This is a genomic window from Leuconostoc lactis KCTC 3528 = DSM 20202 (assembly GCF_014651235.1).
Taxonomy (GTDB): Bacteria; Bacillota; Bacilli; order Lactobacillales; family Lactobacillaceae; genus Leuconostoc; species Leuconostoc lactis.
In genome coordinates, this window is the sequence record NZ_BMWM01000001.1 from 17,376 (window position 1) to 43,492 (window position 26,117).

The 26,117-nt window shown below is 44.5% G+C and carries 26 protein-coding genes; 6 read left to right on the forward strand and 20 right to left on the reverse strand.

Annotated features, from left to right (window positions below):
• From aroF to IE039_RS00110, 5 genes are all read right to left on the reverse strand, one after another.
• Positions 1 to 1,011 (reverse strand): 3-deoxy-7-phosphoheptulonate synthase, encoded by a 1,011-nt coding sequence (gene aroF / locus IE039_RS00090; protein WP_010002816.1) that lies wholly within the window; start codon positions 1,009 to 1,011, stop codon positions 1 to 3.
• Entirely contained in the window at positions 1,008 to 1,841 is an 834-nt protein-coding gene (locus tag IE039_RS00095; protein ID WP_010002817.1) for a shikimate dehydrogenase family protein, read from the reverse strand. The genes aroF and IE039_RS00095 overlap by 4 nt, the downstream gene beginning before the upstream one ends.
• A gap of 1 nt (position 1,842) precedes the next feature.
• Positions 1,843 to 3,783, reverse strand: coding sequence for a transketolase family protein (locus IE039_RS00100; RefSeq protein WP_010002819.1), 1,941 nt, complete (start codon positions 3,781 to 3,783; stop codon positions 1,843 to 1,845).
• Positions 3,784 to 4,095: 312 nt separating this feature from the next.
• On the reverse strand, positions 4,096 to 4,641 hold the full coding sequence (locus tag IE039_RS00105; RefSeq protein ID WP_010002820.1) for an ECF transporter S component: 546 nt from the start codon (positions 4,639 to 4,641) through the stop codon (positions 4,096 to 4,098).
• Positions 4,638 to 5,633 carry a nucleoside hydrolase gene (locus tag IE039_RS00110; protein WP_010002822.1) on the reverse strand — a complete coding sequence of 332 codons (996 nt, stop codon included), beginning with the start codon at positions 5,631 to 5,633 and terminating at the stop codon, positions 4,638 to 4,640. The genes IE039_RS00105 and IE039_RS00110 overlap by 4 nt, the downstream gene beginning before the upstream one ends.
• A 350-nt stretch (positions 5,634 to 5,983) precedes the next feature.
• On the opposite strand from IE039_RS00110, the gene IE039_RS00115 reads away from it, so the two are divergent.
• Positions 5,984 to 6,214, forward strand: a complete 231-nt coding sequence (locus IE039_RS00115) for a hypothetical protein (protein ID WP_010002824.1) — start codon at positions 5,984 to 5,986, stop codon at positions 6,212 to 6,214.
• Between the two features lie 111 nt (positions 6,215 to 6,325).
• Complete coding sequence (locus IE039_RS00120) at positions 6,326 to 6,892, forward strand: hypothetical protein (RefSeq protein WP_019041817.1); 567 nt, start codon at positions 6,326 to 6,328, stop codon at positions 6,890 to 6,892.
• A 487-nt stretch (positions 6,893 to 7,379) separates the two neighbouring features.
• Here IE039_RS00120 and trmB read toward each other — a convergent pair whose 3' ends face one another.
• The 3 genes from trmB to IE039_RS00135 are packed head-to-tail and all read right to left on the reverse strand — an operon-like array spanning position 7,380 to position 10,088.
• Complete coding sequence (gene trmB / locus IE039_RS00125; RefSeq protein WP_029509297.1) at positions 7,380 to 8,039, reverse strand: tRNA (guanosine(46)-N7)-methyltransferase TrmB; 660 nt, start codon at positions 8,037 to 8,039, stop codon at positions 7,380 to 7,382.
• A 47-nt stretch (positions 8,040 to 8,086) separates the two neighbouring features.
• Complete coding sequence (locus IE039_RS00130) at positions 8,087 to 9,352, reverse strand: ABC transporter permease (RefSeq protein ID WP_220727649.1); 1,266 nt, start codon at positions 9,350 to 9,352, stop codon at positions 8,087 to 8,089.
• The gene (locus IE039_RS00135; protein WP_010004275.1) at positions 9,345 to 10,088 is read right to left on the reverse strand and encodes an ABC transporter ATP-binding protein; all 744 of its coding nucleotides are present in this window, start codon (positions 10,086 to 10,088) and stop codon (positions 9,345 to 9,347) included. Before IE039_RS00135 ends, IE039_RS00130 begins: the two co-directional genes overlap by 8 nt.
• Positions 10,089 to 10,158: 70 nt before the next feature.
• Between IE039_RS00135 and IE039_RS00140 the strand changes: the two genes are divergently transcribed.
• From IE039_RS00140 to IE039_RS00150, 3 genes are read left to right on the forward strand one after another with little or no spacing between them, the layout of a single operon-like run.
• A complete protein-coding gene (locus IE039_RS00140; RefSeq protein ID WP_010000190.1) occupies positions 10,159 to 10,590 on the forward strand; it encodes an HIT family protein in 432 nt (143 codons plus the stop codon).
• A gap of 5 nt (positions 10,591 to 10,595) precedes the next feature.
• Positions 10,596 to 10,835, forward strand: a complete 240-nt coding sequence (locus tag IE039_RS00145) for a hypothetical protein (protein ID WP_189428514.1) — start codon at positions 10,596 to 10,598, stop codon at positions 10,833 to 10,835.
• Positions 10,836 to 10,889: 54 nt separating this feature from the next.
• Positions 10,890 to 11,801 carry a peptidyl-prolyl cis-trans isomerase gene (locus tag IE039_RS00150; protein WP_010005967.1) on the forward strand — a complete coding sequence of 304 codons (912 nt, stop codon included), beginning with the start codon at positions 10,890 to 10,892 and terminating at the stop codon, positions 11,799 to 11,801.
• Between the two features lie 33 nt (positions 11,802 to 11,834).
• Here the strand turns inward: IE039_RS00150 and IE039_RS00155 are convergent, their stop codons facing one another.
• From IE039_RS00155 to IE039_RS00165, 3 genes are read right to left on the reverse strand one after another with little or no spacing between them, the layout of a single operon-like run.
• Positions 11,835 to 12,782, reverse strand: a complete 948-nt coding sequence (locus IE039_RS00155) for a 3'-5' exoribonuclease YhaM family protein (protein ID WP_010005969.1) — start codon at positions 12,780 to 12,782, stop codon at positions 11,835 to 11,837.
• 15 nt (positions 12,783 to 12,797) lie between these two features.
• Positions 12,798 to 15,161: an ATP-binding protein gene (locus tag IE039_RS00160; RefSeq protein ID WP_189428515.1), complete on the reverse strand. Its 2,364-nt coding sequence runs from the start codon at positions 15,159 to 15,161 to the stop codon at positions 12,798 to 12,800.
• A 5-nt stretch (positions 15,162 to 15,166) separates the two neighbouring features.
• A complete protein-coding gene (locus tag IE039_RS00165) occupies positions 15,167 to 16,330 on the reverse strand; it encodes a metallophosphoesterase family protein (RefSeq protein ID WP_189428516.1) in 1,164 nt (387 codons plus the stop codon).
• Between the two features lie 122 nt (positions 16,331 to 16,452).
• Between IE039_RS00165 and IE039_RS00170 the strand changes: the two genes are divergently transcribed.
• The gene (locus IE039_RS00170) at positions 16,453 to 17,484 is read left to right on the forward strand and encodes a lactonase family protein (RefSeq protein ID WP_146976661.1); all 1,032 of its coding nucleotides are present in this window, start codon (positions 16,453 to 16,455) and stop codon (positions 17,482 to 17,484) included.
• A 34-nt stretch (positions 17,485 to 17,518) separates the two neighbouring features.
• On the opposite strand, the gene IE039_RS00175 is transcribed toward IE039_RS00170, so the two are convergent.
• From IE039_RS00175 to rpsA, 9 genes are all read right to left on the reverse strand, one after another.
• Positions 17,519 to 18,211, reverse strand: coding sequence for an SGNH/GDSL hydrolase family protein (locus tag IE039_RS00175; protein ID WP_010006356.1), 693 nt, complete (start codon positions 18,209 to 18,211; stop codon positions 17,519 to 17,521).
• Between the two features lie 141 nt (positions 18,212 to 18,352).
• Positions 18,353 to 19,204: a DegV family protein gene (gene fakB / locus IE039_RS00180; protein WP_029509285.1), complete on the reverse strand. Its 852-nt coding sequence runs from the start codon at positions 19,202 to 19,204 to the stop codon at positions 18,353 to 18,355.
• A 7-nt stretch (positions 19,205 to 19,211) separates the two neighbouring features.
• A complete protein-coding gene (locus tag IE039_RS00185; protein WP_010004311.1) occupies positions 19,212 to 19,712 on the reverse strand; it encodes a dihydrofolate reductase in 501 nt (166 codons plus the stop codon).
• On the reverse strand, positions 19,705 to 20,910 hold the full coding sequence (locus IE039_RS00190) for a CCA tRNA nucleotidyltransferase (RefSeq protein WP_010004312.1): 1,206 nt from the start codon (positions 20,908 to 20,910) through the stop codon (positions 19,705 to 19,707). Before IE039_RS00190 ends, IE039_RS00185 begins: the two co-directional genes overlap by 8 nt.
• A 95-nt stretch (positions 20,911 to 21,005) precedes the next feature.
• Positions 21,006 to 22,271: a tetratricopeptide repeat protein gene (locus tag IE039_RS00195; RefSeq protein ID WP_189428518.1), complete on the reverse strand. Its 1,266-nt coding sequence runs from the start codon at positions 22,269 to 22,271 to the stop codon at positions 21,006 to 21,008.
• 201 nt (positions 22,272 to 22,472) lie between these two features.
• Positions 22,473 to 22,700, reverse strand: a complete 228-nt coding sequence (locus IE039_RS00200; protein ID WP_010000206.1) for a CsbD family protein — start codon at positions 22,698 to 22,700, stop codon at positions 22,473 to 22,475.
• Between the two features lie 261 nt (positions 22,701 to 22,961).
• Positions 22,962 to 23,237, reverse strand: a complete 276-nt coding sequence (gene hbs / locus IE039_RS00205; RefSeq protein ID WP_010000207.1) for a non-specific DNA-binding protein Hbs — start codon at positions 23,235 to 23,237, stop codon at positions 22,962 to 22,964.
• A gap of 195 nt (positions 23,238 to 23,432) precedes the next feature.
• Positions 23,433 to 24,746, reverse strand: a complete 1,314-nt coding sequence (gene der, locus IE039_RS00210) for a ribosome biogenesis GTPase Der (RefSeq protein WP_010005409.1) — start codon at positions 24,744 to 24,746, stop codon at positions 23,433 to 23,435.
• A gap of 103 nt (positions 24,747 to 24,849) precedes the next feature.
• On the reverse strand, positions 24,850 to 26,040 hold the full coding sequence (gene rpsA / locus IE039_RS00215; protein ID WP_010005410.1) for a 30S ribosomal protein S1: 1,191 nt from the start codon (positions 26,038 to 26,040) through the stop codon (positions 24,850 to 24,852).
• Between the last annotated feature and the right edge of the window lie 77 nt (positions 26,041 to 26,117).

Sequence of the window (26,117 nt, forward strand, 5' to 3'; positions counted from 1 at the left end):
TCATTGCGCCACTAAATCAGCTTGCACAACCTCACGCACCCGACGCGCTTTGTCCGCTAATGCGCTAAATTCTGCTGGGGTCAGTGCTTGCGCCCCGTCAACAAAAGCATGCGCTGGATCATCATGAATCTCCGTCATCAAGCCCTGAGCCCCCGCTGCAATCGCTGCCAAAGCCAACGGTGCCACAAATTTTGCAACCCCAGCAGCATGTGAGGCATCAGCAATCACTGGAAAATGAGTCAAGCTCTGCAATACTGGAATCGCTGACACATCAATGGTGTTGCGCGTGTACTTATTATCGTAAGTGCGAATACCGCGTTCCATTAAAATAATTTGCGTATTCCCACCAGCCACAATGTATTCGGCGGCATTTAACAAGTCATCAATCGTAGCAGACATCCCGCGTTTCAAGACAACAGGCTTCCGCTTTTGTCCAAGAGCTTTCAACAAGGCAAAATTCTGCATATTGCGTGTGCCAACTTGGAAAATATCCGTGTACTGATCCACGAGCTCAACGTCACGGGTATCCAAAATCTCGGTGACCATATCCATCCCCAAAGCATCAGCAGCGGCACGATGCGCTTGAAGACCAGCTTCACCATTCCCTTGGTATGAGTAAGGTGATGTGCGTGGTTTAAAGGCCCCACCACGTAAAATCGTTGCCCCAGCCTTTTTAACGGCCTCACCCATGGTCATCACATGGTCCGGACTTTCAATGGCATCTGGCCCAGCCATAAAGACAAAATTATCGCCGCCAATGACAGAATGCTTGGTCGTAATCACCGTGTCTTCTGGATGGAAGTCACGTGATGACGCAATGGCGGTATGGTGGTTGGTAATAACATCAATAATGTCATTTTTAAAAGGTGCCAGTAGCTCATCTGATAATGTTTTAACGCCGGCTAATGCCACACGGTTGTTGTGGACAAATACCGGTTTAAGTGGATCACCTGTGCTCAGGTTATCGGCCAAATGTTGGGCAGTGGTATTGTTATTTGCAATAATAATCATATTGTTATTCCTCGAATTGTTTCTGCCATCAACTGGCGATCAGCTGGTTGGTTAAACCAGTATTCAAAACTTAATGCGCCCTGATTCACTAGCATCGCCAACCCATTTTGCGTAGGTAATTGGCGACTAGCAGCGGCACGTAATAAGCCTGTTTGTTGGTTACGATAAATCATATCTACCACTAACGTATGTTGTGGCAAGAGGCCAATTTGGTAATCCGTTAATAAGGTGCGGGCATCATTCATCCCTACCGTTGTGGCATTAATTAACAAATCGGCTTGTTGTAAGGCTGCTGAGAGTGTTTGATTATCAGCCAAATCAGCCAATTGCCCAATCCCTTGGCTGAGATATGCCACGGTTGTTTCCCGTTGTGACCAATCCAGATGCGCACGGTTGAACACGGTTAATTGTCGCACCCCATATTGTAGTGCCGTTGCCATAACGGCACGCGCAGCGCCACCAGTGCCAAGTAACACCACCCGTTCATGTGGTTGGTTACGCGGGATACTTTGCCAAAAACCATCGCCATCTGTGCTCGTTCCAATCAAGCGCCCTTTTACATTTTTGACCGTATTCACCGCTTGCAGACGTTGCGCCAGTGGTGTGAGTTCATCTAAATACGGGATAATGGTTGATTTATGGGGGGTCGACACATTGAACCCACCAACTGATAGGACCCGTAATCCTGCAACCGCAGCACCCAATTGTTCGGGTGCAACATCAAATGCTTGATAATACGCATCGATTTGCCGTGCGGCGATCATCCTATTTTGCATCACTGGCGATAGCGAATGCATAGCCGGTTGGGCAATCAAACCATATATTGTCATACTAACTCCCTAAATATTGCGTAATTTTTTCAGTCAACACATCCACGGCCAAACCAACGTCTTCAAGAACGGTTTGCGGTGCAGCGCTCATGCCGAAATGATCAAGGCCAAATATCAAGCCATCATCGCCGGCAACAGCCTGCCAACCAAGCGTTGTGCCTGCTTCTATTATCACATTTTTAGCCTGGTCTTTGGGGATGATTGCAGCTTTTTTTGACTGATCAAGCGATAGAAAACGTTGTAAGTCTGGCATTGAAATGACCCGACTAGGCTGTGGGAGCTGTTGGCTAACAGCCAGTGCTAACTGCACTTCTGACCCTGTGGCAATCAAATTAACGACGGCCGCTGGTGCCGCGACAATTTGCGCTGCCCCAGCAATCATGGCCTGATGCGCTTGTACTGGTGTGCCCTGTATACCTAGACTGCCACGACTTAGGACTAAAACCGTGGGTGTATCTGTTGATAATAGGGCTTGGTGCCAGGCGGCCGCCACCTCTTCAGCTGTCCCTGGTCGTAAGACGTTCACCCCAGGAATCAGGCGCAACCCCATTAACTGTTCAACTGGTTGATGCGTCGGCCCATCTTCACCAACTGTGACACTATCATGGGTAAAGACATAAATGACAGGGACGTGCTGCAAGGCACTCAAACGAATAGCGGCCTTCATATAGTCGGAGAATGCCAGAAATGTACTACCAAACACTTTGGTGCCACCGTGTAACCCAATCCCATTCATGACTGCGCCCATACCAAACTCTCTTACGCCAAATCCAATGTTACGACCCGTACGATTGTTTGGCGCAAACAAGGATGAATCAGTAATCGTCGTTTGCGTGGAACTGGCTAAATCCGCAGCCCCACCCCACAACTGTGGCCAAGTTTGAGCGACTGTTTGTAACGTGATTTTTCCAATTGTACGCGCTGCTTGGTGTTGCGCGGTAGCATTCAGGGTTGGTATTTGTGGACTCTGACATTGCGCAAATTCAAGATAAGCTTGTAACTCGGCAGCACTCGGCTTTGTTTGTTGTGCGAGACGCTGCATTATTTTGTTACGCATATGGGTAACGGGTGGCTCATCGAGGCTAAAGTTCGTCGTTAATGTGGTGCCTAAATTATCCGCTAACGCGTTGAGTTGGGCCGGTGTTAGCGGCGTCCCGTGGGCTTGATGCGTCCCAGCATATGGTCCTGAATCACCAATGGTTGTCCGCACCGCAATCAACGTGGGTTCTGGTGACAATTTGGCATTTTCAATCGCATCATGAATGGCCGCTAAATCATTACCATCAGTAATGCGTCGTACATCCCAACCATAGCTAGCAAATCGGGCGACATTATCCGCCGTATCGGCCCGCGCCCGCTGGCCATCTAAGCTCACCTGATTATCATCGTATAACACAATCAGTTTTGCCAGCGCCTGTTGGCCAGCCAGCGTCGCGACTTCATGACTGATGCCTTCCATTAAGTCACCATCCCCAACTAGCGCATAGGTGAAGTGATCAATGACCGTTGGAAATTGGGCATGAAGTTTAGCTTCTGCCATCGCCATACCAACTGCCATGCCTAATCCTTGTCCCAGTGGCCCAGTGGTCGCATCCACGCCTAGTGTCACCCCCACTTCAGGATGCCCAGGTGTTTTTGAATGTGGTTGACGAAACGCGGCTAAATCAGCAGCCGATAGTGCAAAACCTGCGGCATGCAAAGTGGCATACAGTAATGCTGCCCCATGACCTGCTGATAGCACAAACCGATCGCGATTAAGCGCCTCGGGTTGCGCCGGATCCACGACCAATTGGTTCGCATACAATTCATAGAGCATTGGCGCCGCTCCCAAAGCAATCCCTGGATGACCCGAGCCTGCTTTGGTAATCATTTGGTTAGCGAGTAATCGTAATTGATTAATCGTCTGCGTGGCAATATCAGGTTTTACTAATGTTTCGCTCATTATTCTTCCTCATAAAAAAATCGTGCAGGGTGTAACCCCCCAGCACGATTTACCACAACAGTTCACCTGTTAAAATAAAAAGCCACTAAGTGTTACACTCCACTTAGTGACCCAACCTTGAAAAACCTCTGGCCGCTAAGTGCGTCGTTGACCGACGCACTTAACATGCGACGGTACTACATAAACCAGAAGTAATAATAGCTATTGTTTTTCAAGATTGTATTGTTCATGATTTTTCTCGTTCCTATTTGATGCTCTTACTATAACGTTAAAAATGATAGTTGTCAACAATAAATTAAAAATAAGTGATAATTATTTAATATAGCGATGAATGACGGGATAAACAATCGCTACCACATAAACACCGATCAAGCGATCAAGGTAATCTGTCCCCACTTGAACCAAAAAGACTGCGACGACTTCATTAATGCCCATGCCATGCAGCACTTGGACAATCATACTTGGCCCTGATGACGTGATGCCATGAAAGAGCATGACGGTAATTATCGTGCTGACAATCGTTGCTGGCAACGAAATAACCAAAGCCAGCCACCAAATATTTTTGATATCGGTTGGCTTGAACTTTTTATAGACCAGACCAGCCATTAAGGCCACGGTAATTTGACTCGGCATGTAATAAATCGAGAATAAGTCGCCAGTTGCGCCGTTAATCAAGGCTGTTAAGACACCTGTAATCACACCACCAATTGGTCCAAAGAACGCACTGCCTAACAAGGTCCCAATTGTATCTAAATAAACTGGTAGCCGTGTATAAAGGGCCAAATGGCCACCCACAATGTTAATCACAGTAAAAAGCGCAATGAGGGCAATTTTTTGTGCTGAAAACTGTTTTGTCATGATAATCGCTCCAAATCTGTGGCGATGTTATCAAGCTCTTTTTCAATTGTTGTTACATCGCGTGTTAATAAGCCACCCACAATATAGGCCATCGCCCGTTTAGCGTCAATTTGTTGTAAAATTTTCGCATTTGCTGGTCGCTGCCAAAAGTCGGCCCCGTCCACAATACTTTGCCCCAAGGCGACGCCTGAGATTACCACCGTCACATATTTTTCGATGGCTGTTGCCAGTTCAGGATGTAAGGCGTAAACAATGACCAACGGATCGTTAATCACCGCCCCCAACACATGTTCTTGCGCCCAATGAAAATCAAAGTAAAATGGCAAAATTTGTTCAACAAAGGCTGATTTATCAGCATCCAAATAATGCATCATTTGCAAAATATTGGGCGTCATCACAATTTTACGGGTCACGTCTAGCGGCACCAATTCAATCATCAGCGGACTATTTTGGAAAACATAATCGGCCGCATCGGGATCCACCCAAAAATTGTATTCAGCAACTGGGGAGGTATTCCCATTGGTTTGATAGGCCCCACCCATCACAATGAAACGTGAAACATGGGACCAAAGTTCTGGTTGCGTTTTCAGCGACTGCGCGACGTTGGTTAACGGCCCTAACGCCATGAACCAAACGTCATCGTGTGCTTGTAACAAGGTTTTGTACCCTGCTTGCGCATCTAATGGTGAAGCGCTCACGTCGGTAACTGGTGGCATTTGGCTATCGCCCATGCCATCCATTCCGTGAGTATCTTGGGCACTCACATATTCATGGGTCCAAGGGGTCGTGGCCCCAGCAAAGACTGGGATATCTAACCGATCGACTTCACGCAAGACTTTTAGCGCATTGGCGACGCCAATATCAGTTGGGACGTTACCAGCGACAATTGAAATCCCAATGACTTCAATCATTGGTGATTGCAATGCCACCAGTAACGCGAGGCTATCATCAATGCCAGGATCAGCATCGATAATCACATGATGTTTTTGCATTATCTCTCCTACCTTTCAAGGGTTCTTGGTTTTTTATCCTGGGCAGCATTTCGAACCAGTCCAACGGGAAGCCGTTGATTTTTGATAAATGCTTATTAAGTGTATCAAAAATCACGTCACAAAAGAACCCCTAGCCTCAGATATCCTACCTTCCCAACATGCAAACGTTTAGCAATTCGCTTGATAAAACCGATAAATATGATACAATTCGGTTGACTGACACCTAAAACTCATTTAATATATTTTATGGAAAAAAATCACTTTGCCCGTTGCAAATTTGCAACATCATGCGGTAGATCAACACAACATGTGCTAAACAATCGCAGTAAAAGGTTTTTGGGGGAGAAAAAATGGCTGAAATTTTATGCATTCTTTGGCTGATAACAACATTAATCTTTATGTTGTTATTAGTTGTTTTTTTCGTTGATAAAATCAACAAACGACCAAGTGCGATTAATCTACGGATACTTATTATTGCTTTCTTTGTCGTTTTTGTCTTTTTTGCTGGGATTATTGGGGCAGCCATTATGGATGCTGCTGAAACACAGCCAACAGCCTCCCAAACAAAGCAAACACAATAACCCGACGTTTGCGTCATGCCCAAGTGGGCGTACATATTGGACCATGCAGTCGCTCAAATAAGCGCAACATGTGCTGAGCATCCACATAAAAAGGCTTTAGGGAGTCATGAGATGACAGAAATTTTTTCCATACTATCTCTAATTGCGGCAATCGCATTTATCGTTTTGTTGGTAATTTACGTCATTGATAAAATTCGCAAGCGTCAAGGGTCGATCCGTTTACGCACGGTTATGATTGCTTTTGTCGTCGCACTCGCCTTCTTGAGTGCGTTAGTCGTAACAATGATTGCACAATCAAAACGTGATGCACACGACCAAGATCCTAAAGCGTACCAATCAAAGAACACTTACAACCAAGTTGCGCGTAATCCTGAGCAATTCGATGACAAGAAGTTAAAATTCACTGGTCGCGTTTTGCAAGTGATCAATGTCGAAGATGATGAAATTGAAGTGCCAATTGCCGTTGATAATAATGAGGATCACGTGATGCTCGTTGAAATCGATCGCCACTTACTTAAAAACGCAAGTATTTTAGAAGACAATCTCATCACTGTATCAGGGATTGGTGATGGAACCAAGTCTTACAATGACCCCAACCATGTTCATGTGACTGTCCCATACATGGAAGCCAAAATCGTCAACAATCGTGGTGATGCAAACGATATTTACGAAGAATAATTGTCACTTGTTGGTGTGAAGAGACACAACGTCAAAATTTGATTAATAAAATACGCACATAAAAACCGCTAAACGTTTGTTTAGCGGTTTTTATGTGCGTATTTTTTCAAAATAAAAAGCCTAACAGGCTTCTTGATAAAACGGATATACATTACAAAACTAGATTTAATTGATTAATTAAACTCACTTAATATATGTGATGTTAACGGGCTCTCTGTCCCATTCAACATCTATTAAATATCATATTAAAACAAATAACTTATGATTTGACAAGTATTCTGCTAGACTGCTGAAAACACTCTCTGTTGCATTCAATAACACTAAGTGTATCACATATTTTAATCCCCTGCAAGGTTTTACTTTTTAATTCCCCAACACAGCAACGATTATTTGCGTATCAGGTCCCCAAATGTCCCCAAACAATAAAAACACCACTCAATTTGAGTCGTGTTTTTATTGTTAAAAGCAGGCTGTAACCCTTGCAGGACTAGAAGTGTGCCTTAATTTTATAGATTGGTTGTCCTTTAGCTAAGAACTTTTGTTCATACTCGGTTTCAATGTTGCCAGCGACCTTGTCTTCGTCTGCATGCAAATCCAATGTGTAATCATCGGCTGTCCAACGCATACCGTAGTCCATGAAACTGACCATTGAGTATTCAAACAAGTGACGATTATCGGTCTTAAATTCAACTTCACCATGATCAGGCAAAATTGCTTCATACGACTTCAAAAATGTCTTGTAAGTCAAACGACGTGATTCATGGCGCTTTTTTGGCCAAGGATCAGAGAAATTCAAGTACAATTTGGCAACTTCGGCCTTTTCGAAATACGTTTCGACCCCGTTACCATTACCGTAAATGTAACGCAAGTTCGGTAACTTCCCAACTTGATCAAAACTTTTACGTGCCGCAATGGCAATCGCTGTTTCTTGAATTTCCATCCCAATATAGTTGATTTCAGGGTGTGCTAAAGCCATCCCCAAAATAAATTGGCCTTTTCCTGAACCAATTTCAACATGAATAGGTTGTTCTTGATCAAACAAGTCTTGCCACTTGCCAATTTGTGCCGTTGCCCGTTCTTGGTCAATCACAATATCTGAATGGGCAGCCAACCAATCGGCCGCCCATGGTTTTGCTCGTAAATGCATATGCATAACATCAACCAATGCGCATCACGCATTGATTGCCTTTCTTTTTAAAATCTTTTTTTATTTAACTGTTTGGGGAGATAAACTCGGCTTAAAAATAGCCACATCACAACCACACTAATCAGCGTTGCCCCCATTGTTGCCCACCCGTGTGGCCAACTTGCCAACACCAGCAAACTGGCAACTAACCCATTGAGTTGTTGATTCAACGTGATAAAAGCCCGCTGCTGTATTGCAGGCGACACTGGCATTAAACGCGTCCATAACGTCTGTTGCGTGTTAGTATACAACGGTAGCAGTTGAAACGTGATTAAATACAGCACAGCTGCTGCAATAACAGCAACAAGCCAAATTGGCGCCTGTGCTAACGCCCAAACGAGTAGCAACCCTAATACTGCTAATCGTATGGCTAATGGCAAACTGTCATTATCTCGCGCCAAACGTATCAAATATAAACGATACATGACCGACTGGCGTTTTGTCAATGTTTTTATCACCCCGTCCAAATAACGCCGACGCTTAATGGTTCTTGGTTGGTTAGGGGTTTCTGAAAAGGTTGCATAAAAGCGATAGACGCGCTGCTCATGTTGTTGTGCTTGCGCAATGGCTATCGGCCAATTGATGGCCAAGCTTTTGGCCCATGTTGCTGTTAACCAATAACGATAACCAGCTAGGCATAATATGATGAGTAGCGTCAGGCCAAACAACCCCAGCCATTTTTGCGGTACAGTTAAGAGTAAAGTTAGCAGACCACCAGGTATCACAACGCGATATATGATTGCTTGCACGCCCCGTCGCCAGGCGTGATCTGACTGTTGCAGCGTTAAAAATAAACGTTGCCGCGCGATCAAAAGCAGCTGCCCTTTGTAGGCCAAAACGATACACCAGAGCAACGCCAAACGCCAGCCTGACATGCCCCCGATTTGCCAAAGGATGGGCACAATAAGGCCGATAATCGCTGACTGCCACACCATCGCCACACCATAACTCACTGCAAAAGCACGTGGCAGATAATGTTTGACAAGCTGTTGGTCACTGCCCATCAAAAACAGCGCATCAGCCGGCTTAAAATAAGTGATCAACGTCCCAAATTGCAGGCCCACGACCAACCACAAGACCACAGCGGCAATTAACCACGGCGATTGCCACAACTGCATGTATCGCGGGTCCGTTAACAGTTCGCGATAGCCCAGTACCCCAGCGCCAAATGCTATCACGAGAAAAACTAGAAAATGGTCATTAAACAACCGCTTCAAGTAAGTAACCGTGATGTGATTAGCCTGGTGCCAACGCGCCGCAAAAATCTTAGTCATGGCCATGAGACACCGCTCCTTGTGCCAAATCAAAATAGTCATCAAGCGTCGCCAACGTGAGCTGATATTGATTCGCTAATGCTTGCGGGGACCCCACAAAGCGTACTTGTCCAGCTTCTAGCACGACAAAAGTGTCCACAAATTGGGCCGCCGAACTCAGCAAATGCGTCGTCAACAAAACACTGTTGCCAGCTGATGCTTGTGCTTGCATCAAGCGCACCACATCCCGATGGGCCAACGTATCGAGTCCCAAAAATGGCTCATCAACGAGTAATAACGGTGCCTTTAACATAAATGCTGAGACCAGCATCACCTTTTGGCGCATCCCTTTGGAAAAATGGCTTGGTAACCAATGTAATTTGTCCGCTAACCGAAATAAGGTTAACAACGCCACCACATCTGGCCAGACCGCGGTTTTATCAAAACCATGCGCAGCTAACATCAAGTCGAGATGTTCTTCTAACGTTAATTCTTCATATAAAATCGGCTGTTCTGGAATATAAGCCAATTGTGCCTTGAAGTTTGACGGGTCTTGTGCCAAATCAAAGCCGTTCAAGGTAATTTTGCCAGATTTTGGTAACAACTCACCAATAATATGATTGATGGTGGTTGATTTACCTGCCCCATTTAACCCAATTAACGCCACAATTTGACCATCAGCTACTTCAAACGACACGTTGTGCAAGACTTGATTCCCAGCATAACCGCCGGTTAAATTGTCAATTTTTAATCCCATGATTCCATTATAACAGGGGCCATTGGTTATTTGGTATAATAGCCATAACAAAACGAAATGGAGTTAAACAATGGATATTTTTGATCAAATCATTGCTGGTGATATTCCCAGCTACAAAGTATATGAAGACGACGATGTGTTAGCATTCCTCGACATTTCTCAAGTAACCCCTGGTCATACGCTAGTCGTGCCCAAAAAACACGTCGATGATATCTTCGATTATGATGCCGCTGTGTCTGAAGCGGTGCTATTGAAACTCCCTATGCTTGCGCGGGCGATTAAAGCCAGTGATCCTAAGATTACGGGGATGAATATTTCATCTAACAATGGCGTATCCGCTGGTCAAACAGTCCGTCACTCTCACTGGCATTTGATTCCACGTTATGATGACGACAATTTGACTTCACGCTTGGCACCAACTATTGACAACAGCAGTCAATTCTCACCTGAACGTTACCAAGCGATTGCTACAGCGATTACTGAAGCCCTTGAAAAGGAGTAACTGCCATGGTTTTCATTGATCAAATCAAACATGTGATTGCCCAAATTCAAACCATCCTGTCTTTGAGCAAAAAACTTAAAAACCAAGAAGCCCAACTTAAGGTGCAATTAGCGCAACTAAAAGTCGTGCAAGATGATCTCCAAGTTGACATTAATAAGATGAACTTCAAAAATAAGCCACATCTCGATCGCATCCAAGAGACCACTGCGCACCTGAAAGCTGAATTGTCAAAGTATCAGGCGTAGTGACTGATTTTGTGTTAAAATAATCAAGATACTAATCAGAAAAGGAAGCATCTCATGCGCAAATTTATTTGGGGGCTACTTGTTGTTATTTTTGCAGGTGGTCTAATCTATCTTGGTCTCAATTCATCAAAAACACTGATGACATCTGACGCAGGAAAAATTACGGAAAAATCATTCTTGGCTGACTTAAAAAAGTCACCAGCTGGTCAACAAGCGTTCGCCAACACCGTGGTCACAACCGTACTTGACAATAAATACGGAGGTGATGTCTCAAAGTCTGACGTGCAACAAGCATTTGATACGCAAAAGGCGAAATACGGCGATGCCTTCAAGACTGTCTTAGCTTCAAACAATATGACTGAAGCACAATTCAAGACGAACATCAAAAACAATTTGATTATGACGGCAGCTGTGAAAGCCAACTACAAGGTGTCAAACAGCCAACTTGAACAAGCTTACAAAGACTATCATCAATCAACAACAATTTCGATGATTAAAGCAAAAGATGAAGATTCTGCCAAAAAAGCCATTGAAGACTTAAAGTCGGGTAAAAGTTGGAACGATGTTTATAAGCAATATACAACAGATAAGACTTATGAAAAGTCAAATGGCCAACTCCCTGCCTTTGATTCTACTAGCACAAGTGTTGATTCAGCCATTCAAGACGCAGCCTTCAAGCTTGCAAAAACCGGTGACTATACCACCGACCCTGTAACTTCTAACGGTAGCTATTATGTGATCCGTTTGGACAAGACGACAAAGAAGCCGAGCTTGAACAGCGTGCGTACACAACTCACGGACAAGCTTGTCACAAACTTCTTGAATGATCAAAAGAGCAGCGATAAAGTGCAAGCCATTATTGGTAAGATCCTACGTCAAGAAAACGTTGACGTTAAGGACGCACAACTTAAAAATGCTTTGAATGCTTACTTGACAGCTGGTTTAACAGCTAACAAGTCAAAGTAAATTAAAAACACGTCACTGAAGTGACGTGTTTTTTTATGCCTGCGTATCGTGATAAAAACGACGATTATCTAACCCAAAGATACGATCAGAAAAAGCATGTTCAGGCGTTTTTTCTAAAGCAGCCGTCATCATCTGAATATTGGCATCAATCTCATCGAGTTGATGTAACACTTCGGCTGTCATCGTGGCTGGTCGTACTGGCGAGCCATATTCTAGTACCCCATGATGCGCCAACACAACGTGCCGCAGCAACAGCATATCTTCAGATTGTAAGTCAAATTTTAATTCGTGAGCGGCCAATACAATTTGTTCATCCACCAACGTAATATGCCCAATCAAATTTCCAGCCAATGTATATTGCGCAGCAACTGGACCGGATAATTCAATGACTTTGCCCAAATCATGCAACAAAGCCCCAGCAATCAGTAAGGATTGATTGAGCTGTGGGTATTGCGCTGCGACACTTTTTGCTAAACGCGCAATCGATAATGAATGATACGCTAAGCCACCGGCAAAGGCATGATGGTTCACCTTAGCTGCCGGAAAACGCAAAAATGCCTCATGATAGGTTGTAAATAACTTTCGGACCAATCGATTCCAAGTGGGGTTGGTAATCATCAAAATAAGGTCATTTAATTCTTCTTGCATCGCCTCCGTCTTAATCGGCGCATGCGTCATAAAATCAGCCGGATCATCCGGTTCCCCAGTTTGTGATAAGCGTACATGCGTAATTTGAACTTGTGGCTTATCCTGATAAGCACCGCGAACGCCCTGCAATTTGACGATTTGACCTGGCAGTAAAGTTTTTATCTGCTCATCCGTCGCATCCCACAAATTACCTGGCAAATCACCCGATCGATCTGAAAAAACCAGACTCAAATAAGGCTTACCTGTTTTTGTCAGTCGCATATCGGCACTCTTAATTAGTGCAAAATTGTCAATCGGTTCTGTATCTTGATACGCTGTCAGTAATTTCACCATTTGCCACCTCTTTGATTATAATTTTATCATACTCTCGGCCGCTTGATCGGGCCAAGCCGTTGTAAAATAGATGATTTGTTGCTGCTGGGCAATATCTTGTAACAGCGCGATCATTGTCTGTTTACGCTGCGGATCAAAATTAACAAACCCATCATCAATCAAAATTGGGACTGATACAATATCTGCAATCACGCGACTTAAAGCTAACCTTAACGCAATATAAAGTTGTTCTTGTGTCCCAGTTGATAATTCAGTCACGGCAAATTGTTGCTGGTCCGCACGCGTGACCAATAGTTCCGACGCTGAAAATGTCATCTCATGATAGCGACCGTGCGTTAATCGCTTGAAATACTGCGTCGCCAATGCTTGCATTTTTGGAAAGCGGTTTTGCGAGGCGCGTTGTAAAGCGACTGTAATCCATTGACTAGTCAACTTTTCGGCAATATAGACACCGAATTGTTCAATTAAGGCGGTCTCCTCGTCTGCAAGCGCCTGTTGCATGGCGATAAATTGGTCGTTACTGGTTAAATGTGCTTGTTGTGCTTGACGATCTGATAATGCCGCTTGGCAGGCAAAAAGACGCTGCTGGGCAGCTTGTAACTGCTGTTGTAAAGCAGAGAGTTGTCCCTGTAAAGTATCACGATCCTTAATTTGTTCTAATTGCGTCAGCACGTCAGGCTGAATTTGACGCATCAAATCGTCATACCGTTGGCGCAGTCTGGTCTGTGATAACTCTTGTTGTTTTAAGGCCTCAATATCTGCCATGTCACTGACTTGATACTGGGCAAATAACTTCTGTTGCGATTCACGAGCTTGATCTAATTGCTGTTGATGAAAAGCGATGGCTTCAACGCGCTGCTGTTGTTGCTGGCTCAACGCCAGAAAGTCGTGTTGCGCCGTTAATTTTTGCTGTTCATAGCGATGTTGCAATTCAACCACTGATTGCGCTAAATCAGTCATGTGCAACGTCACGTTAAAATGCGTGGCAACTGGCTTCAATTGACGCATAATCGCAGTTTGTAAATCAGCAATTGCAATGTTTAAACCCGATAACTTTTGTTTTGTTGCCGGTTGTTGCTGCAAGGTTTTCTGTAGTGTTAACACCTCATCAACCGTTAAATGACCATAACTCGCTAAAATTGCGGCGACTTGGCGCTGATGTGACTTGTATTGCCAAAAGGCCAAGCCAGCCGGCACAACGGCCAACAAGACCGCTGGTTTGGCAACCAAAAAGCCTAAAACGCCCACAACCAAACTCGCCATTAACCAGACCATTTCAGAGCTGCGCCGTGTCAATTGCTGCTTTTCAGCAGGACTTAGCGGTTCGGGTAGCACCCCGTCTTCAAATTGTGCCTGTAATTGACGTTGCGCTGACAGGAGCTTTTCCCGTGCTGCTAGTTTCTCCTGTAATTGTGTCACTGCGTGTTGGGCTTGCGCCAAAGTTGTCTCGAATTCAAAGGCGTCTGGTGTGGCTGCCACTTGTTTGGGATCTTGTGCCTGTTGTAAAGTTTCTAAAGCCGATTGATGTAATTTGATGGCTGACGTCTGCTCTTGTAAAGCCAACAAATCCGCATCTGAAACGTGCGGCCCAGCTTGCGTCATTTTTGTTTTTAACGCAACAGCTGTTGTATACACATCATATTGTTGTTGCAGTTGCTCATGCTGTTTAACTTGTGCTGTCAGCGATAAAACAGCTGCCTTAGCTTCAGCTACGCGTTGTTGATCAGCCATCACTGCCGCCTCGCCGGCAATAAAATCAGGTAAGGCGGTCGCTTTTTGCTGAACTTGCGCCAATGTATCAAAATAATGCTTGGTCGCTTGATTAAGCGGCCGTTTACCTGTTGGCCGTTGCGCAAATTGCTTATCTGCTTGTTTGTCTAGATCATCAGCAACAGTTAACCACTGTGCGCTGCCCACGGCCCCAATATTAAGCAAAAGCTTCTGTAAATCAACCGCTTTAAGCTGTGTAATTTCTGCTAAATCCTGTTGACTAAAATTAAAAATCGCGTCAAAGGCTTCACGATTTAGCGGGGCTAATTGATCAGCTAACCACTTTTCAGGTTCCGCGATACGCGTTTGGTCAGCCAAACGCGTGATCGTTAATTGCGATTGTGTACGACCTAAGCGGGAAATTTTCACCGTTTCGGACGCAAAACGCACCGTTAAGCTCCCACCATAGCGGCTCCCATCTCGTGGGTCATAAGTATTGGTCTTCCCTTTTTTACTGGGGAAACCAAATAAAATTCCGACGATAAAGGCCCGCAAGGTTGACTTACCAGACTCATTTTGGCCAAGAATGACTTGGAGTCCTGATTGAAAGTCAAAATGTTGCTTTGACCAACGCCCAAAGCCACTGATATCGACTTGTTGGATATCCATGCGTCTCACATATTCCTTTCTAATAACAGTTGTTGCATTTTGTCACGTAAAGCTTGCTTACCAGCTGCACTAAGGTAATACTCACGGACAACATTAGGTACTTGTGCGGGTAAATGCGCCCCCATATCAAAATCATCGAGTACTTGCGCCATTGCGTCATGCCAAAATTGTTGATCAATTTGATCGGCTGCTAACATCGTTGTGGCTGCCTGTCGCCGTTCCAGTTTAACAACCCATTGGTTGGCTGGTAAATTTGCCCGAATTTTGGCTAACATCACGCCACTTGTTAAGCGTTCAACCACAGCTGGATCTAACTGTCCAGTGAATTGAATGGTTAAAAAAACAGGCGTCTGATCATCACGTTCCGCCAGTTGCGCTAACAACTCATCTTCGTTTAAACTGTCCGTAAAAACGAGTTCCTCCCAACGAATCACCGTTGATGGCTGAAATACTGGGACTAATTTACCTTGCGTCGCTGTGACTAAATAGTAGCCCTTCTCGCCAGTTTCTTTCCGGTTTAACCCTTGTAAATTCCCCGAATACCCAATAAATGGTTGCTCATGTAGTGTTTGGCGCACATGAATGTGACCAAGTGCCCAATAATCATAGCGCTTGGTGAGCAGTCCTTGCAGGGTAAATGGCGCATAAGGATCGCCCGCCTTCCCCAGCGCGCCGTGATACAGACCAATATGATAGTCATCCGTCGTGCTTTTCACCGGAAAATCTGTTAAAACAGGCTGCATTTGTCGCGGCGTTTGGTAGCTAAAGCCAGTAAGCGCCACCCGTTCACCGGACGCAAGTGTGAACCGTTGTGTCGCCACATCTTGACTGAACACATGCACATTTGCTGGCCAAGGTAAGTGGGCATGTTGATCCGCTTCAAAATCATGATTCCCAAAACTCAGATAAACCGGAATATTTGCTTGATTTAAACGTTCAAACTGTTGATACACAAAAACTTGGACTTTGGGACTGTTTTCTGTGGCACTATATAAATCCCCAGCAATCACTAAAAAATCAACCTGCACCGTCAGCGCCTGCGTTATCATTTTTTCAAATGCGTGCATAGTTGACGCTTGCACCAGCTGTTTGAGCGCTGCTGGTAACTCACGATCTAACCCTTTAAAGGGGTTCCCTAAGTGACTATCCGCTGCATGAATAAATTTCATAATCGACCTCTCTGAACAAATGTTCGCTTATTTTATTATACTGAATTGCTTGCGCTTTCACAACTTGTGAAACCCCTTACATATATGCTATGATAGAGGCAATACATCAAGGAGAGTTTATTATGACAATTCATAAAATTTTATTTGGTACTTATACAAAACGCATCTCAAAAGGCCTCTATGAAGCTGAACTCGACACTGAAGCGCGTCAACTACAAAACCCCACTTTTGTGGCACCACTAACAAATCCGACTTACCTCGCCGTATCAAAGGCTGACAAAGTATATGCCGTTGAAAATCGCGACGGTCAAGGTGGCGTTGTCACATTGGATAACACTGTTCGCCCATTGGCTGAAATTGATGCCCAATTAAGTGAAGGCTCTGCGCCAGCTTATATTGGTATTGATGAAGCCCGTCAACTTGTCTTTACTGGTTACTACCATCGTGGTACCGTTGAATCATATCAAATCAAGCCTGATGGCAACTTGTCACTCGTGACAACATGGACTAATACAGGTTCTGGCCCACGCCCAGAACAAGGGAGCTCTCACATTCATTTTGCTAACTTGACGCCTGATAATCGCTTAGTTGCTGTCGACTTAGGAACAGATGAAGTGATTACTTTTGACGTACAAGATGATGGCCAATTTACTGAAGTGGCGCGTTTCCACACTGAAGAAGGCTTTGGTCCACGTCATATTCGTTTTTCACCAGATGGGCAATATGCTTATGTGCTCGGTGAACTTTCAAGCTTGCTAAGTGTCTTGAAATATAACGCTGAAGATGGCACATTTGAACACGTGATGACGGCCTCAACGATTCCAGCTGATTGGACAGCCCACAATGGTTCAGCTGCCCTCCGTATCAGCCATGACGGTCGCTTCATCTACGCGTCAAACCGTGGCCACAACTCAATTGCGGTCTTTAAGGTCATGAATGAAGGCGCTGAAATTGAACGTATCCAACTCATCAGTTCTGAAGGTGAATTCCCCCGTGACATGAACTGGGATGACAACCAAGATTTCCTGGTTGTTGCTAACCAAGACACGGATAACGTGACGCTTTTTGCCCGCGATCAAGCAACTGGCGAATTAACGCTACTACAAAAAGACTTTGCCATTCCAGAAGGTGTGCGCGTTGCCTTTGAAAACTAATCAAAAAAGTTCAAGTCGTTTGACTTGAACTTTTTTATTTGGCCTTGATTATTTTGGTATACGTTTCAGCAATTAATCTGGCAATGCGGCGCTGACCCACGTCATTTGGATGTAACCCATCCGGCATTACTTGTGCCCGAAAGTCGGCCTGACTCGGATCAAAGCGTTTTTTTTGCATTAAGTTGATGACTGGTACGGCCAAATCCTGACAAGCCGCAAGCTGAGCAGCCACATAGGCATGCAAATCCAAGCCCAAGCCATTTAACGTCCGGTCAGTTCGTCGCACCTGTTGCCCACGGACAGGTGTTTGATATGTCGGCGTCAAGACGATGATTGTCGCCTGCGGCTGGCGTTGCCGTAAATAGACAATAATCTGATAGAACGCACCGATATAAGTCGTAGCGGTTAAATCAGTCGACCCACCAATGGGGACATCTCCCAACCAATCATCATCCGTACCTTGAACGATATATAAGTCAGCTGGATTTAACCGTTGCGCCTGTTGAAATATACTGGTAAAACCATTATCAGCAAGATGCGCACCGGAAACCGCCAGATTTTGGACCGTGGCCCCTGTGGCTTTTTGAATATACTGGCCATAATTATATTTGGCTTTTAAGCCAAACGACACACTATCGCCAATAATGCCAATTTGGTGCACATTCTTAAGCGCCGAGTGCCGAATACGCGCTAAACTCACCATATCGGTGTCTTGCCATTGTGTCATTATCCGCCAAGTTTTAAACCGACCGATAAGTTGATGGCTGAAATGTTTCAATTGTCCCCACATTGCGGTTTCCCAATGTCCTTTCTTGACACAACGGTTAAAATAAAACCCCAAAAAATTTTGGGGTTTTAATCACCTATTTTAATGTGCCTGATACAAAATAGCTAAAGCACCGATACCCGTATGGGTTGAGACAATCGGTGTTGTATTCGTCACTTCAATCTTAATATCGGGCCAGATAGCGTTTAACCGGGCAGCCATTTTTTCGGCCACTTCTGGCACACCGGCATGAGAAATACCAATGGCAATCATTTCATTATAAGATTGCATTTTTTCAATCACACTGTCATTGAATTTGGCAATGGCTTTCATCCCACGTCCCTTAGCCAACACTTCAACTGAACCCGTGTTATCAACTGTTGCACCGACTTTAATATTTAACAAATTACCGATGATGCCAGATGTTTTACTCAAGCGACCACCAGCCACCATGTTATCTAATGACGTAAAGCTCAAAAATGTATGCGATTCTGAACGCACCTTTTCTGCTTCCGCCAAGATTTCTGCCATTGATGCCCCTGCTTGTGCCATTTTAGCTGCTGCTAAAACAGGGAAAGCTTCGGCACGGTCAGCATTTAACGTATCAAATGTTGTGATTTTGGCTGCTGATAGTGCGGCCGCTTGTTCGGCTGCATGCACTGTCCCAGACAAACCAGATGAGAGATGCATACTCAAAATTTCTGATTCAGGATATTGTTGATGAATCGCATCATAAGCTGCTTGAAACTTACCAATTGATGGTTGTGATGTTTGCGGTAAGGTAGCACTTTTTGACATCTTTTCAAGGAATTCATCACGCTGAAGCGTCACACCATCTTCATAAACGACCCCATCAATTTGCACCGTCAAAGGTACTACCGTAATATCATATTGGGCGATTTCTTCTGGGGTTAAAGCAATCGCTGAATCTGTAACAATCTTTATATTCGACATTTTTTCCTCAATTCTTACGCTGATATCGTTCAACAACAAATGCGTAGTCATGTTTTTCATCTTTTGGGTGTGGTTGACTGGCAATCAGCTCAAATTGTGACAAATCCACCGTTGGAGCAAACGTATCACCCGCCACATCACCAGCAACTTTTGTAATTATTAAATCCGTGGCATAAGGCATGAATGCTTGATACATGGTTGCCCCACCAGCAATTGTCACATCACGATCTTCTGCCGTAATCTTTGCTAAAACTTCTGACATGCTATGCGCGACCAGTACGTCGTCGTAGCCAGGTTGCCAATCGGTTTGATGGGTTAAGACCAGGGTTGTCCGGTTGGGCAATGGGCGCCCAATACTATCCCAAGTCGTCCTGCCCATAATCATTAACGTCCCCATTGTTTCTCGTTTAAATAGCTTAAGGTCATCAGGTAAATGCCATGGTAAGTCCCCATTCTTACCAATTGCGTGCTGTTTGTCTTCTGCCCATACCATTTTAATCTTAGTCATGTTGACTGAGCTCCTTTGCATAGGCTAACAATGCCGCTGGCTGATTAGCCACTTGGCCTGTAACAACTGCCCGTTCAATTTGCTTTAAAATACGTCCCATTTGTGGGCCTGGTTGTACAATTTGTTCGGCAATTAATTGGCCGCCAGCCACACGTAGTTCACGTGTATGATGAATCGGTAAGGCCGCAAACATCGCGTCCACATCGGCAATTACCGCATCATCGGTTCCGATTAAACGTAAGACGTGCATTAAAACGTCACGGTAATCATAAATTTGATATAACGTCCATAAGTCACGCCGCGCAATGTGGCGTGCAACCGGCACAACCGCAGTGGCCATCTTAATCAAGTCCCGACTTGTTTTCCAAGTCCGCATAAATGTCGTCATCTCTGACTCATTTAATGTTGAACGGGTTAAAAGATGCGCCCAAACGACGGGAATTGTTGCGGGTTGCTGGGCTTCAAGGTCCGTCATGATCGCATCAAATTGCCACTGATCCAGTTGACCAGGTAAGTACGTCACAACGCCATCTTCAATTGCCATGGCCAGACTGGCGGCGGCTTGTTGCCCCATCAATAGTTTTTCAAATTCAACACGAATCCGTTCAACCGCAATTTTGGCCAAATTTGGCGCCAATCGTTGCAAAGCTGCGCGGGTATCCGGTGCGATTTGAAAGCCAAGCTGGGCACTAAAACGTAAAGCACGCATCATGCGCAACGCATCTTCGGTAAAGCGTACTTCAGCCTCACCGACGGCCCGAATGACACCAGCCGACAAATCCGCTAGCCCATCGAACAAATCAACAATTTCACCATCATAGGTCATTGCTAAGGCGTTAATCGTAAAATCACGGCGTTGCAAATCTTCGGATAAACTCCGCACAAACGTAACCGTATCCGGTCGGCGAAAATCTGTATAGGTCGATTCCGTCCGAAACGTCGTAATTTCGTAGCCCAGCCCATGATCTAATACCATCACGGTCCCGTGCTGAATGCCAGTATCGACTGTTTTATCAAATTGTTTTTTGACTTCTTCTGGAAATGCAGCACTCGCAATGTCAACATCATGAATCGGTTTTTGAAGTAACATGTCGCGTACGGAGCCACCAACAAAACAGGCCTCAAATCCGGCTGCTTCTAAACGTTGCAAAACTGGTTGCGCAGCCACAAATTCCGATGGTAACGTTTCAATTTTCATACATAATATCCTTTTGTCTATTATATCAAAAACACCCTAATTAGAAACACTCCCTCACACCATTTATCAGGCTGATTCCGGTCTTTTTTCTCACCTTAGTAAGCTAAATCTTCCAGACGCATTTGCATGTCCAGATCATCAGGTGCCAAGAATAGATATTGCTTCAACGCAGTGATTTCTTCTTCAGGTTGCCCTTGTTCATGGTACCAATCAATCAAATCGTGCAAGAAGGCGCTATTGTCTTGGAATAATGGCGCAGCAGTTGCCCAATTTTCAGCGGCCTTGTCTGTCTCCCCGATAGCCTGATAGGCACGGGCTAATGACCAATAGAACTGTGGATCTAAGACATCCTCTGCCATAGCGGTCGTTAAGCGCGCAATCACGTCGTCATAACGTTGTTGGGCAAGCCAAAGATCCGTCAACGCAATTAACGTGGCCACATCGGACCCATCAACAGCGAGTCCCTTAAGATAATAAGCTTCGGCTGCCGCTGTATCCCCCAATTTTTCAGCCGCTTGGCCAGCAAGACGATATAACGCCACATTCGTTTCATCTTGGGCCAACCCCGCTTGGTACGTCCGATAAGCATCTTCTATCTGGTGAATTTGCGTATAGGCTTGTCCAAGTAGTGGATAAACTGATGTGTACTTTGGATCAACATCCAAAATGTCATTAAATAGCCGAATAGCTTCGTTTTCTCGATGCGTTTCTTGGTACAAAATGGCTAGCTGGAACCGCGTGTCTAGCGTCATCAATTCCGGCTTGATTTGTTCCAAATAACCAATAGCATGGTCATATTGTCCGATTTGGGCATATGCAACCCCGATCCGAGCCACCAAGTCCACCCGACTCATGTCGCGCTTGCCTTTCAAAAGTAAGGCGCGGTAGCGACTAATGGCCTTTTGGTAGGCTTGATTTGCGAAATAAAATTCAGCTAAAGCAAACTGGATAATATCTTCATCTGGTGCTAATTTTTCAGCCTGTAACAAACTGTGTTCAGCTGCTTCATTTAAGCCTTCTGATTGATAAATATCGGCCTTAACCAATAATGCCCGCAAATAAGAATCAGAATCTGGTTGAATTTGCGCGAGGTAGTTTTGTGCGTCATCAATATCGCCATCTTCAATAGCAATGTCAGCTAACGCTGTGCGCAATTCATCTTCGTCCGGATACTTAGCCAATAATTGTTGATAAGCCCGTCGTGATTCTTCTAAAAAGCCCAAAGCATACAACTCTTCGGCTAAACTATATATCAACTCATCGCTATCTTGACGTAATGATTGATCAAAAAATTTTTGCGCCGGTTCTAACTGACCACGCTCCAGTGCATCTAACATTTGTTCGGCATAACTTGTTGACATTCTGACTCCTCTAACTTTGACCCCTATTTTTTATTGGCCGACCACACTACTTTTTAGGGCAGTATGTCGCCATTAATATGATTTTATTTAACAGCCTATTTTACCATAAAACCGTTGGTAACAGCGACTTTATGGCTAACATATCAGCAATCTATTCAAAATAAAAACGCCGCTCATTGAGCAGCGTTACTAACTAATATCTTACTTCTTGAGATGGTCGAAACCATCTTTCACTGCGTCAACGGCTTCTTCTGCCTTGTCCTTGACTGCTTCAGCAGCATCTGATAGCTTGTCCTTCACATCAGCAAATAGCCCTTGAGCCTTGCCTTCTGCTTCACGTGCCTTATCACCGGTAACCTTGCCTTCTACTTCTTTTGCCTTACCAGCAACCTTGTCCTTAGCGTTATCAAACTTTTCTTCAACTGACATAACCTGTCCTCCTTGAGTGGTGATCTGACGTTACAAGCATATTCTAACACAAAAAAGATAATATAGGGCGAATTTTGCACATTAATTTTTAAGTATTTTGTCCTTTATTGATTAATGCCTTTTAAAATTAATGGCGTCATCACACAGAAAAAGGCAAGCGCTGTTGCGCTTGCCTTCGGTATGCTAGATTAGAAAATAAACACTTCTGTTGACTCATTTCACCCAGGATACCCTGTCAATCACGATTCAGTCAGAATCTGATTACTTAACAGCTTCCTTCAATGCCTTACCAGGCTTGAATGCAGGTACCTTTGATGCAGGAATTTCGATTTCTGCGCCAGTTTGTGGGTTGCGACCCTTACGAGCTGCACGGTCACGAACTTCAAAGTTACCAAAACCGATCAATTGAACCTTTTCACCGTTCTTCAAAGCTTCTTCGATTGATGTAAAGACAGCATCAACTGCTGCAGTAGCATCCTTCTTTGTCAAACCAGTTGCCTTTGCAACTGAATCTACTAATTCTTGCTTGTTAGCCATTTTCGCTTCTCCTAAGAGTTTTTATTAACCGTCAACCGGTTTTGAAATCTGTCGAAACATTATTTCATGTAACTAGAATAACACAAGAACGCCCGAATGTGTAGTGTCTATGCGGGTTTTCAGGTTTTCGTAATAATTTTGTCACAAGAAAATGACGTCATCACAACACGACTCACATGCGCCGTTGCTGATTTCTCATTTGCGGGCACGGACAATCAATTTGATTGGTGTACCCGTGAAATCAAAGGCTTCACGGATTTTATTTTCTAAGAAACGTTCGTATGAGAAGTGCATCAATTCAACATCGTTAACAAAGATAACAAAAGTTGGTGGTTGCACGGCAACTTGTGTCGCATAGTAAACACGTAAGCGACGGCCATTATCAGTTGGCGTTGGGTTCACGGCAATCGCATCCATAATGACATCATTCAACGTTGACGATGAGATACGCTTACGGTGGTTAGCATCAACGTCCTTAATCATCTGTGGCAAACGATCCAAACGTTGCCCCGTTTTTGCTGAGACAAAGACAATTGGGGCATAATCCAAGAACTTAAATTCTGCGCGAATCATATTCTCGAAATCCTTCATTGTGTGATCATCTTTTTCAATGGCATCCCACTTGTTGACCACAATAATCATGGCACGGCCGGCTTCATGTGCAGAACCTGCCACGTGCTTATCTTGTTCCCGAATGCCTGCTTCAGCATCCAGCACCATCAAGACCACATTACTATCATCAATGGCTTTCAAGGCGCGCATCACAGAATACTTTTCCGTATTCTCATACACCTTACCGCGCTTACGCATCCCAGCAGTATCCACCATGATGAATTCATCACCTTCAGGCGTGACAAAACGCGTATCGATGGCATCACGAGTTGTCCCTTCGATATCAGACACAATCACGCGTTCTTCACCCAAAATGGCATTCACAATTGATGACTTGCCAACATTAGGCCGACCAATGATACTAAAACGAATAGCGCCATCGTCTTCTTGTTCAGCTGCTTCGTCGGGGAAATTCTTGACAACTTCATCCAACAAATCACCTAAGCCCAAGCCGTGTGAACCAGAAACTGGATAAGGTTCACCAAGACCAAGTGAATAAAAGTCATAAATGTCTTGACGCATTTCTGGGTTATCGACCTTATTGACCGCAAGCACGACGGGCTTGTCCGTCTTATAAAGCATTTTTGCGACAACTTCATCAGCTGAAGTCACCCCTTCACGCCCAGATGTCACCATGACAATGACATCTGCTTCATCCAAAGCTAATTCAACTTGGGCTCGAATTTCGGCCAAAAATGGTTCGTCTCCGAGTTCAATCCCACCGGTATCAATCATCCGGAATTCATAATTCAACCATTCGGCTGGCGCGTACAAACGATCGCGTGTTACCCCTGGTTGATCTTCAACAATTGCAATACGTTCTCCGGCCATCCGGTTAAAGATAGTCGATTTTCCGACGTTTGGTCGGCCAACAATGGCTACTACTGGTGCTGCCATAATCGCACCTCCTTTTTCATACCGTGAGCGCCCACTAATGCCCACTCAATTTTTCTTCAAAAATAAAAGAACTGGCGAACCAGCTCTTTTATGTTGATGCCTCTTACAACTTATCACCAAAGATGTCACCCAATGTTGCGGCTGAGTCATCTTGTTGCTTGTAAGCAGCGATATCAGCACGTGAAGCTGAACCATCGTTACCACGACGATCTTCACGTTCTGGCTTTTCTTCCAAAGCCTTCATTGACAATGAAATACGTTCTTCGGCTGGCTTAATGTCCAATACCTTCACTTGTACCTTGTCACCAGACTTCAAAACTTCTGATGGGTTTTCAATACGCTTGTTTGAAATTTGTGACACGTGCACAAGACCTTCGATACCAGGCAAAATTTCAACAAAGGCACCAAAGTCCTTCACACGCTTAACAGTACCTTCAAGCACTGAACCTGCAGCGATTTGATCTGCAGCTTCGTCCCAAGGTCCACGTTGTGTTGCTTTGATTGACAATGAGATACGACCCTTTTCAGTGTCCAATGCCAAGATCTTAACATCAACCTTGTCACCCTTTGTCAATACATCGGCCGGCTTCTTCACACGATCGTGTGAGATTTCTGATACGTGAACCAAACCATCAACACCACCCAAGTCAACGAATGCGCCGAAGTCTGTCAAACGGGCAACAGTTCCTTCAACAACTTCACCAACTGACAACTTGCTAAATACTTCAGCCAACTGTGCAGCGCGTTCTTGTGCAGCAACAGCCTTACGTGACAAAATCAAACGTGCATTAGCAGGGTCAATTTCGATAACTTGTGCTTTAATATCCTTATTCTTGAATTGGTTCAAATCAGAAACGAAACGTTCTGCAACCATTGATGCTGGTACGAAACCACGTACGCCGTTAACATCAACAATCAAACCACCACGAACAGCGTTGATAACCTTGGCATCAACTGTGTCACCTTCAGCAAAGCTCAAATTTTCCCATGCCTTGCGCGCATCCAAACGCTTCTTTGACAACAAGTAAGCTACGCCTTCCTTGTCGCTTGTTACGTTAGAAATGACAACTGCTTCAATGGTATCACCAATTTTTAATTCGTCTGCCAGGTTGATGTTACGATCGTCTGAGTACTCACGTGCTGGCACAACTCCTTCTTCACCGGTAGACAAACCAACAACTGCTTGGTTATCATTATCAATAGCTAAAAGCTCACCGGTAACGACATCTCCCACCTTAATTTGATCTGCTGCGCTTTCGAGAGCTGCTAAGAACTCGTTGTTTGTTTCACTCATGACGTCTAACGTCCTCCTACAATTTACACTATGTGTATAGTTTACCAGAATATTTTTATCTTGTATAGTAAAAAACA

Coding starts and splice junctions, on each gene's coding strand:
- hbs (WP_010000207.1), bottom strand. CDS start 23,237: ATGGCTAACAAGCAAGAATTAGTAGATTCAGTTGCAAAGGCAACTGGT.
- trmB (WP_029509297.1), bottom strand. CDS start 8,039: ATGCATTTACGAGCAAAACCATGGGCGGCCGATTGGTTGGCTGCCCAT.
- IE039_RS00175 (WP_010006356.1), bottom strand. CDS start 18,211: ATGACACAATGGCAAGACACCGATATGGTGAGTTTAGCGCGTATTCGG.
- IE039_RS00150 (WP_010005967.1), top strand. CDS start 10,890: ATGCGCAAATTTATTTGGGGGCTACTTGTTGTTATTTTTGCAGGTGGT.
- IE039_RS00135 (WP_010004275.1), bottom strand. CDS start 10,088: ATGGGATTAAAAATTGACAATTTAACCGGCGGTTATGCTGGGAATCAA.
- IE039_RS00120 (WP_019041817.1), top strand. CDS start 6,326: ATGACAGAAATTTTTTCCATACTATCTCTAATTGCGGCAATCGCATTT.
- IE039_RS00170 (WP_146976661.1), top strand. CDS start 16,453: ATGACAATTCATAAAATTTTATTTGGTACTTATACAAAACGCATCTCA.
- IE039_RS00100 (WP_010002819.1), bottom strand. CDS start 3,783: ATGAGCGAAACATTAGTAAAACCTGATATTGCCACGCAGACGATTAAT.
- IE039_RS00140 (WP_010000190.1), top strand. CDS start 10,159: ATGGATATTTTTGATCAAATCATTGCTGGTGATATTCCCAGCTACAAA.
- rpsA (WP_010005410.1), bottom strand. CDS start 26,040: ATGAGTGAAACAAACAACGAGTTCTTAGCAGCTCTCGAAAGCGCAGCA.
- der (WP_010005409.1), bottom strand. CDS start 24,746: ATGGCAGCACCAGTAGTAGCCATTGTTGGCCGACCAAACGTCGGAAAA.
- IE039_RS00105 (WP_010002820.1), bottom strand. CDS start 4,641: ATGACAAAACAGTTTTCAGCACAAAAAATTGCCCTCATTGCGCTTTTT.
- IE039_RS00200 (WP_010000206.1), bottom strand. CDS start 22,700: ATGTCAGTTGAAGAAAAGTTTGATAACGCTAAGGACAAGGTTGCTGGT.
- fakB (WP_029509285.1), bottom strand. CDS start 19,204: ATGTCGAATATAAAGATTGTTACAGATTCAGCGATTGCTTTAACCCCA.
- IE039_RS00190 (WP_010004312.1), bottom strand. CDS start 20,910: ATGAAAATTGAAACGTTACCATCGGAATTTGTGGCTGCGCAACCAGTT.
- IE039_RS00110 (WP_010002822.1), bottom strand. CDS start 5,633: ATGCAAAAACATCATGTGATTATCGATGCTGATCCTGGCATTGATGAT.
- IE039_RS00185 (WP_010004311.1), bottom strand. CDS start 19,712: ATGACTAAGATTAAAATGGTATGGGCAGAAGACAAACAGCACGCAATT.
- IE039_RS00160 (WP_189428515.1), bottom strand. CDS start 15,161: ATGGATATCCAACAAGTCGATATCAGTGGCTTTGGGCGTTGGTCAAAG.
- IE039_RS00115 (WP_010002824.1), top strand. CDS start 5,984: ATGGCTGAAATTTTATGCATTCTTTGGCTGATAACAACATTAATCTTT.
- IE039_RS00155 (WP_010005969.1), bottom strand. CDS start 12,782: ATGGTGAAATTACTGACAGCGTATCAAGATACAGAACCGATTGACAAT.
- aroF (WP_010002816.1), bottom strand. CDS start 1,011: ATGATTATTATTGCAAATAACAATACCACTGCCCAACATTTGGCCGAT.
- IE039_RS00145 (WP_189428514.1), top strand. CDS start 10,596: ATGGTTTTCATTGATCAAATCAAACATGTGATTGCCCAAATTCAAACC.
- IE039_RS00165 (WP_189428516.1), bottom strand. CDS start 16,330: ATGAAATTTATTCATGCAGCGGATAGTCACTTAGGGAACCCCTTTAAA.
- IE039_RS00130 (WP_220727649.1), bottom strand. CDS start 9,352: ATGACTAAGATTTTTGCGGCGCGTTGGCACCAGGCTAATCACATCACG.
- IE039_RS00095 (WP_010002817.1), bottom strand. CDS start 1,841: ATGACAATATATGGTTTGATTGCCCAACCGGCTATGCATTCGCTATCG.
- IE039_RS00195 (WP_189428518.1), bottom strand. CDS start 22,271: ATGTCAACAAGTTATGCCGAACAAATGTTAGATGCACTGGAGCGTGGT.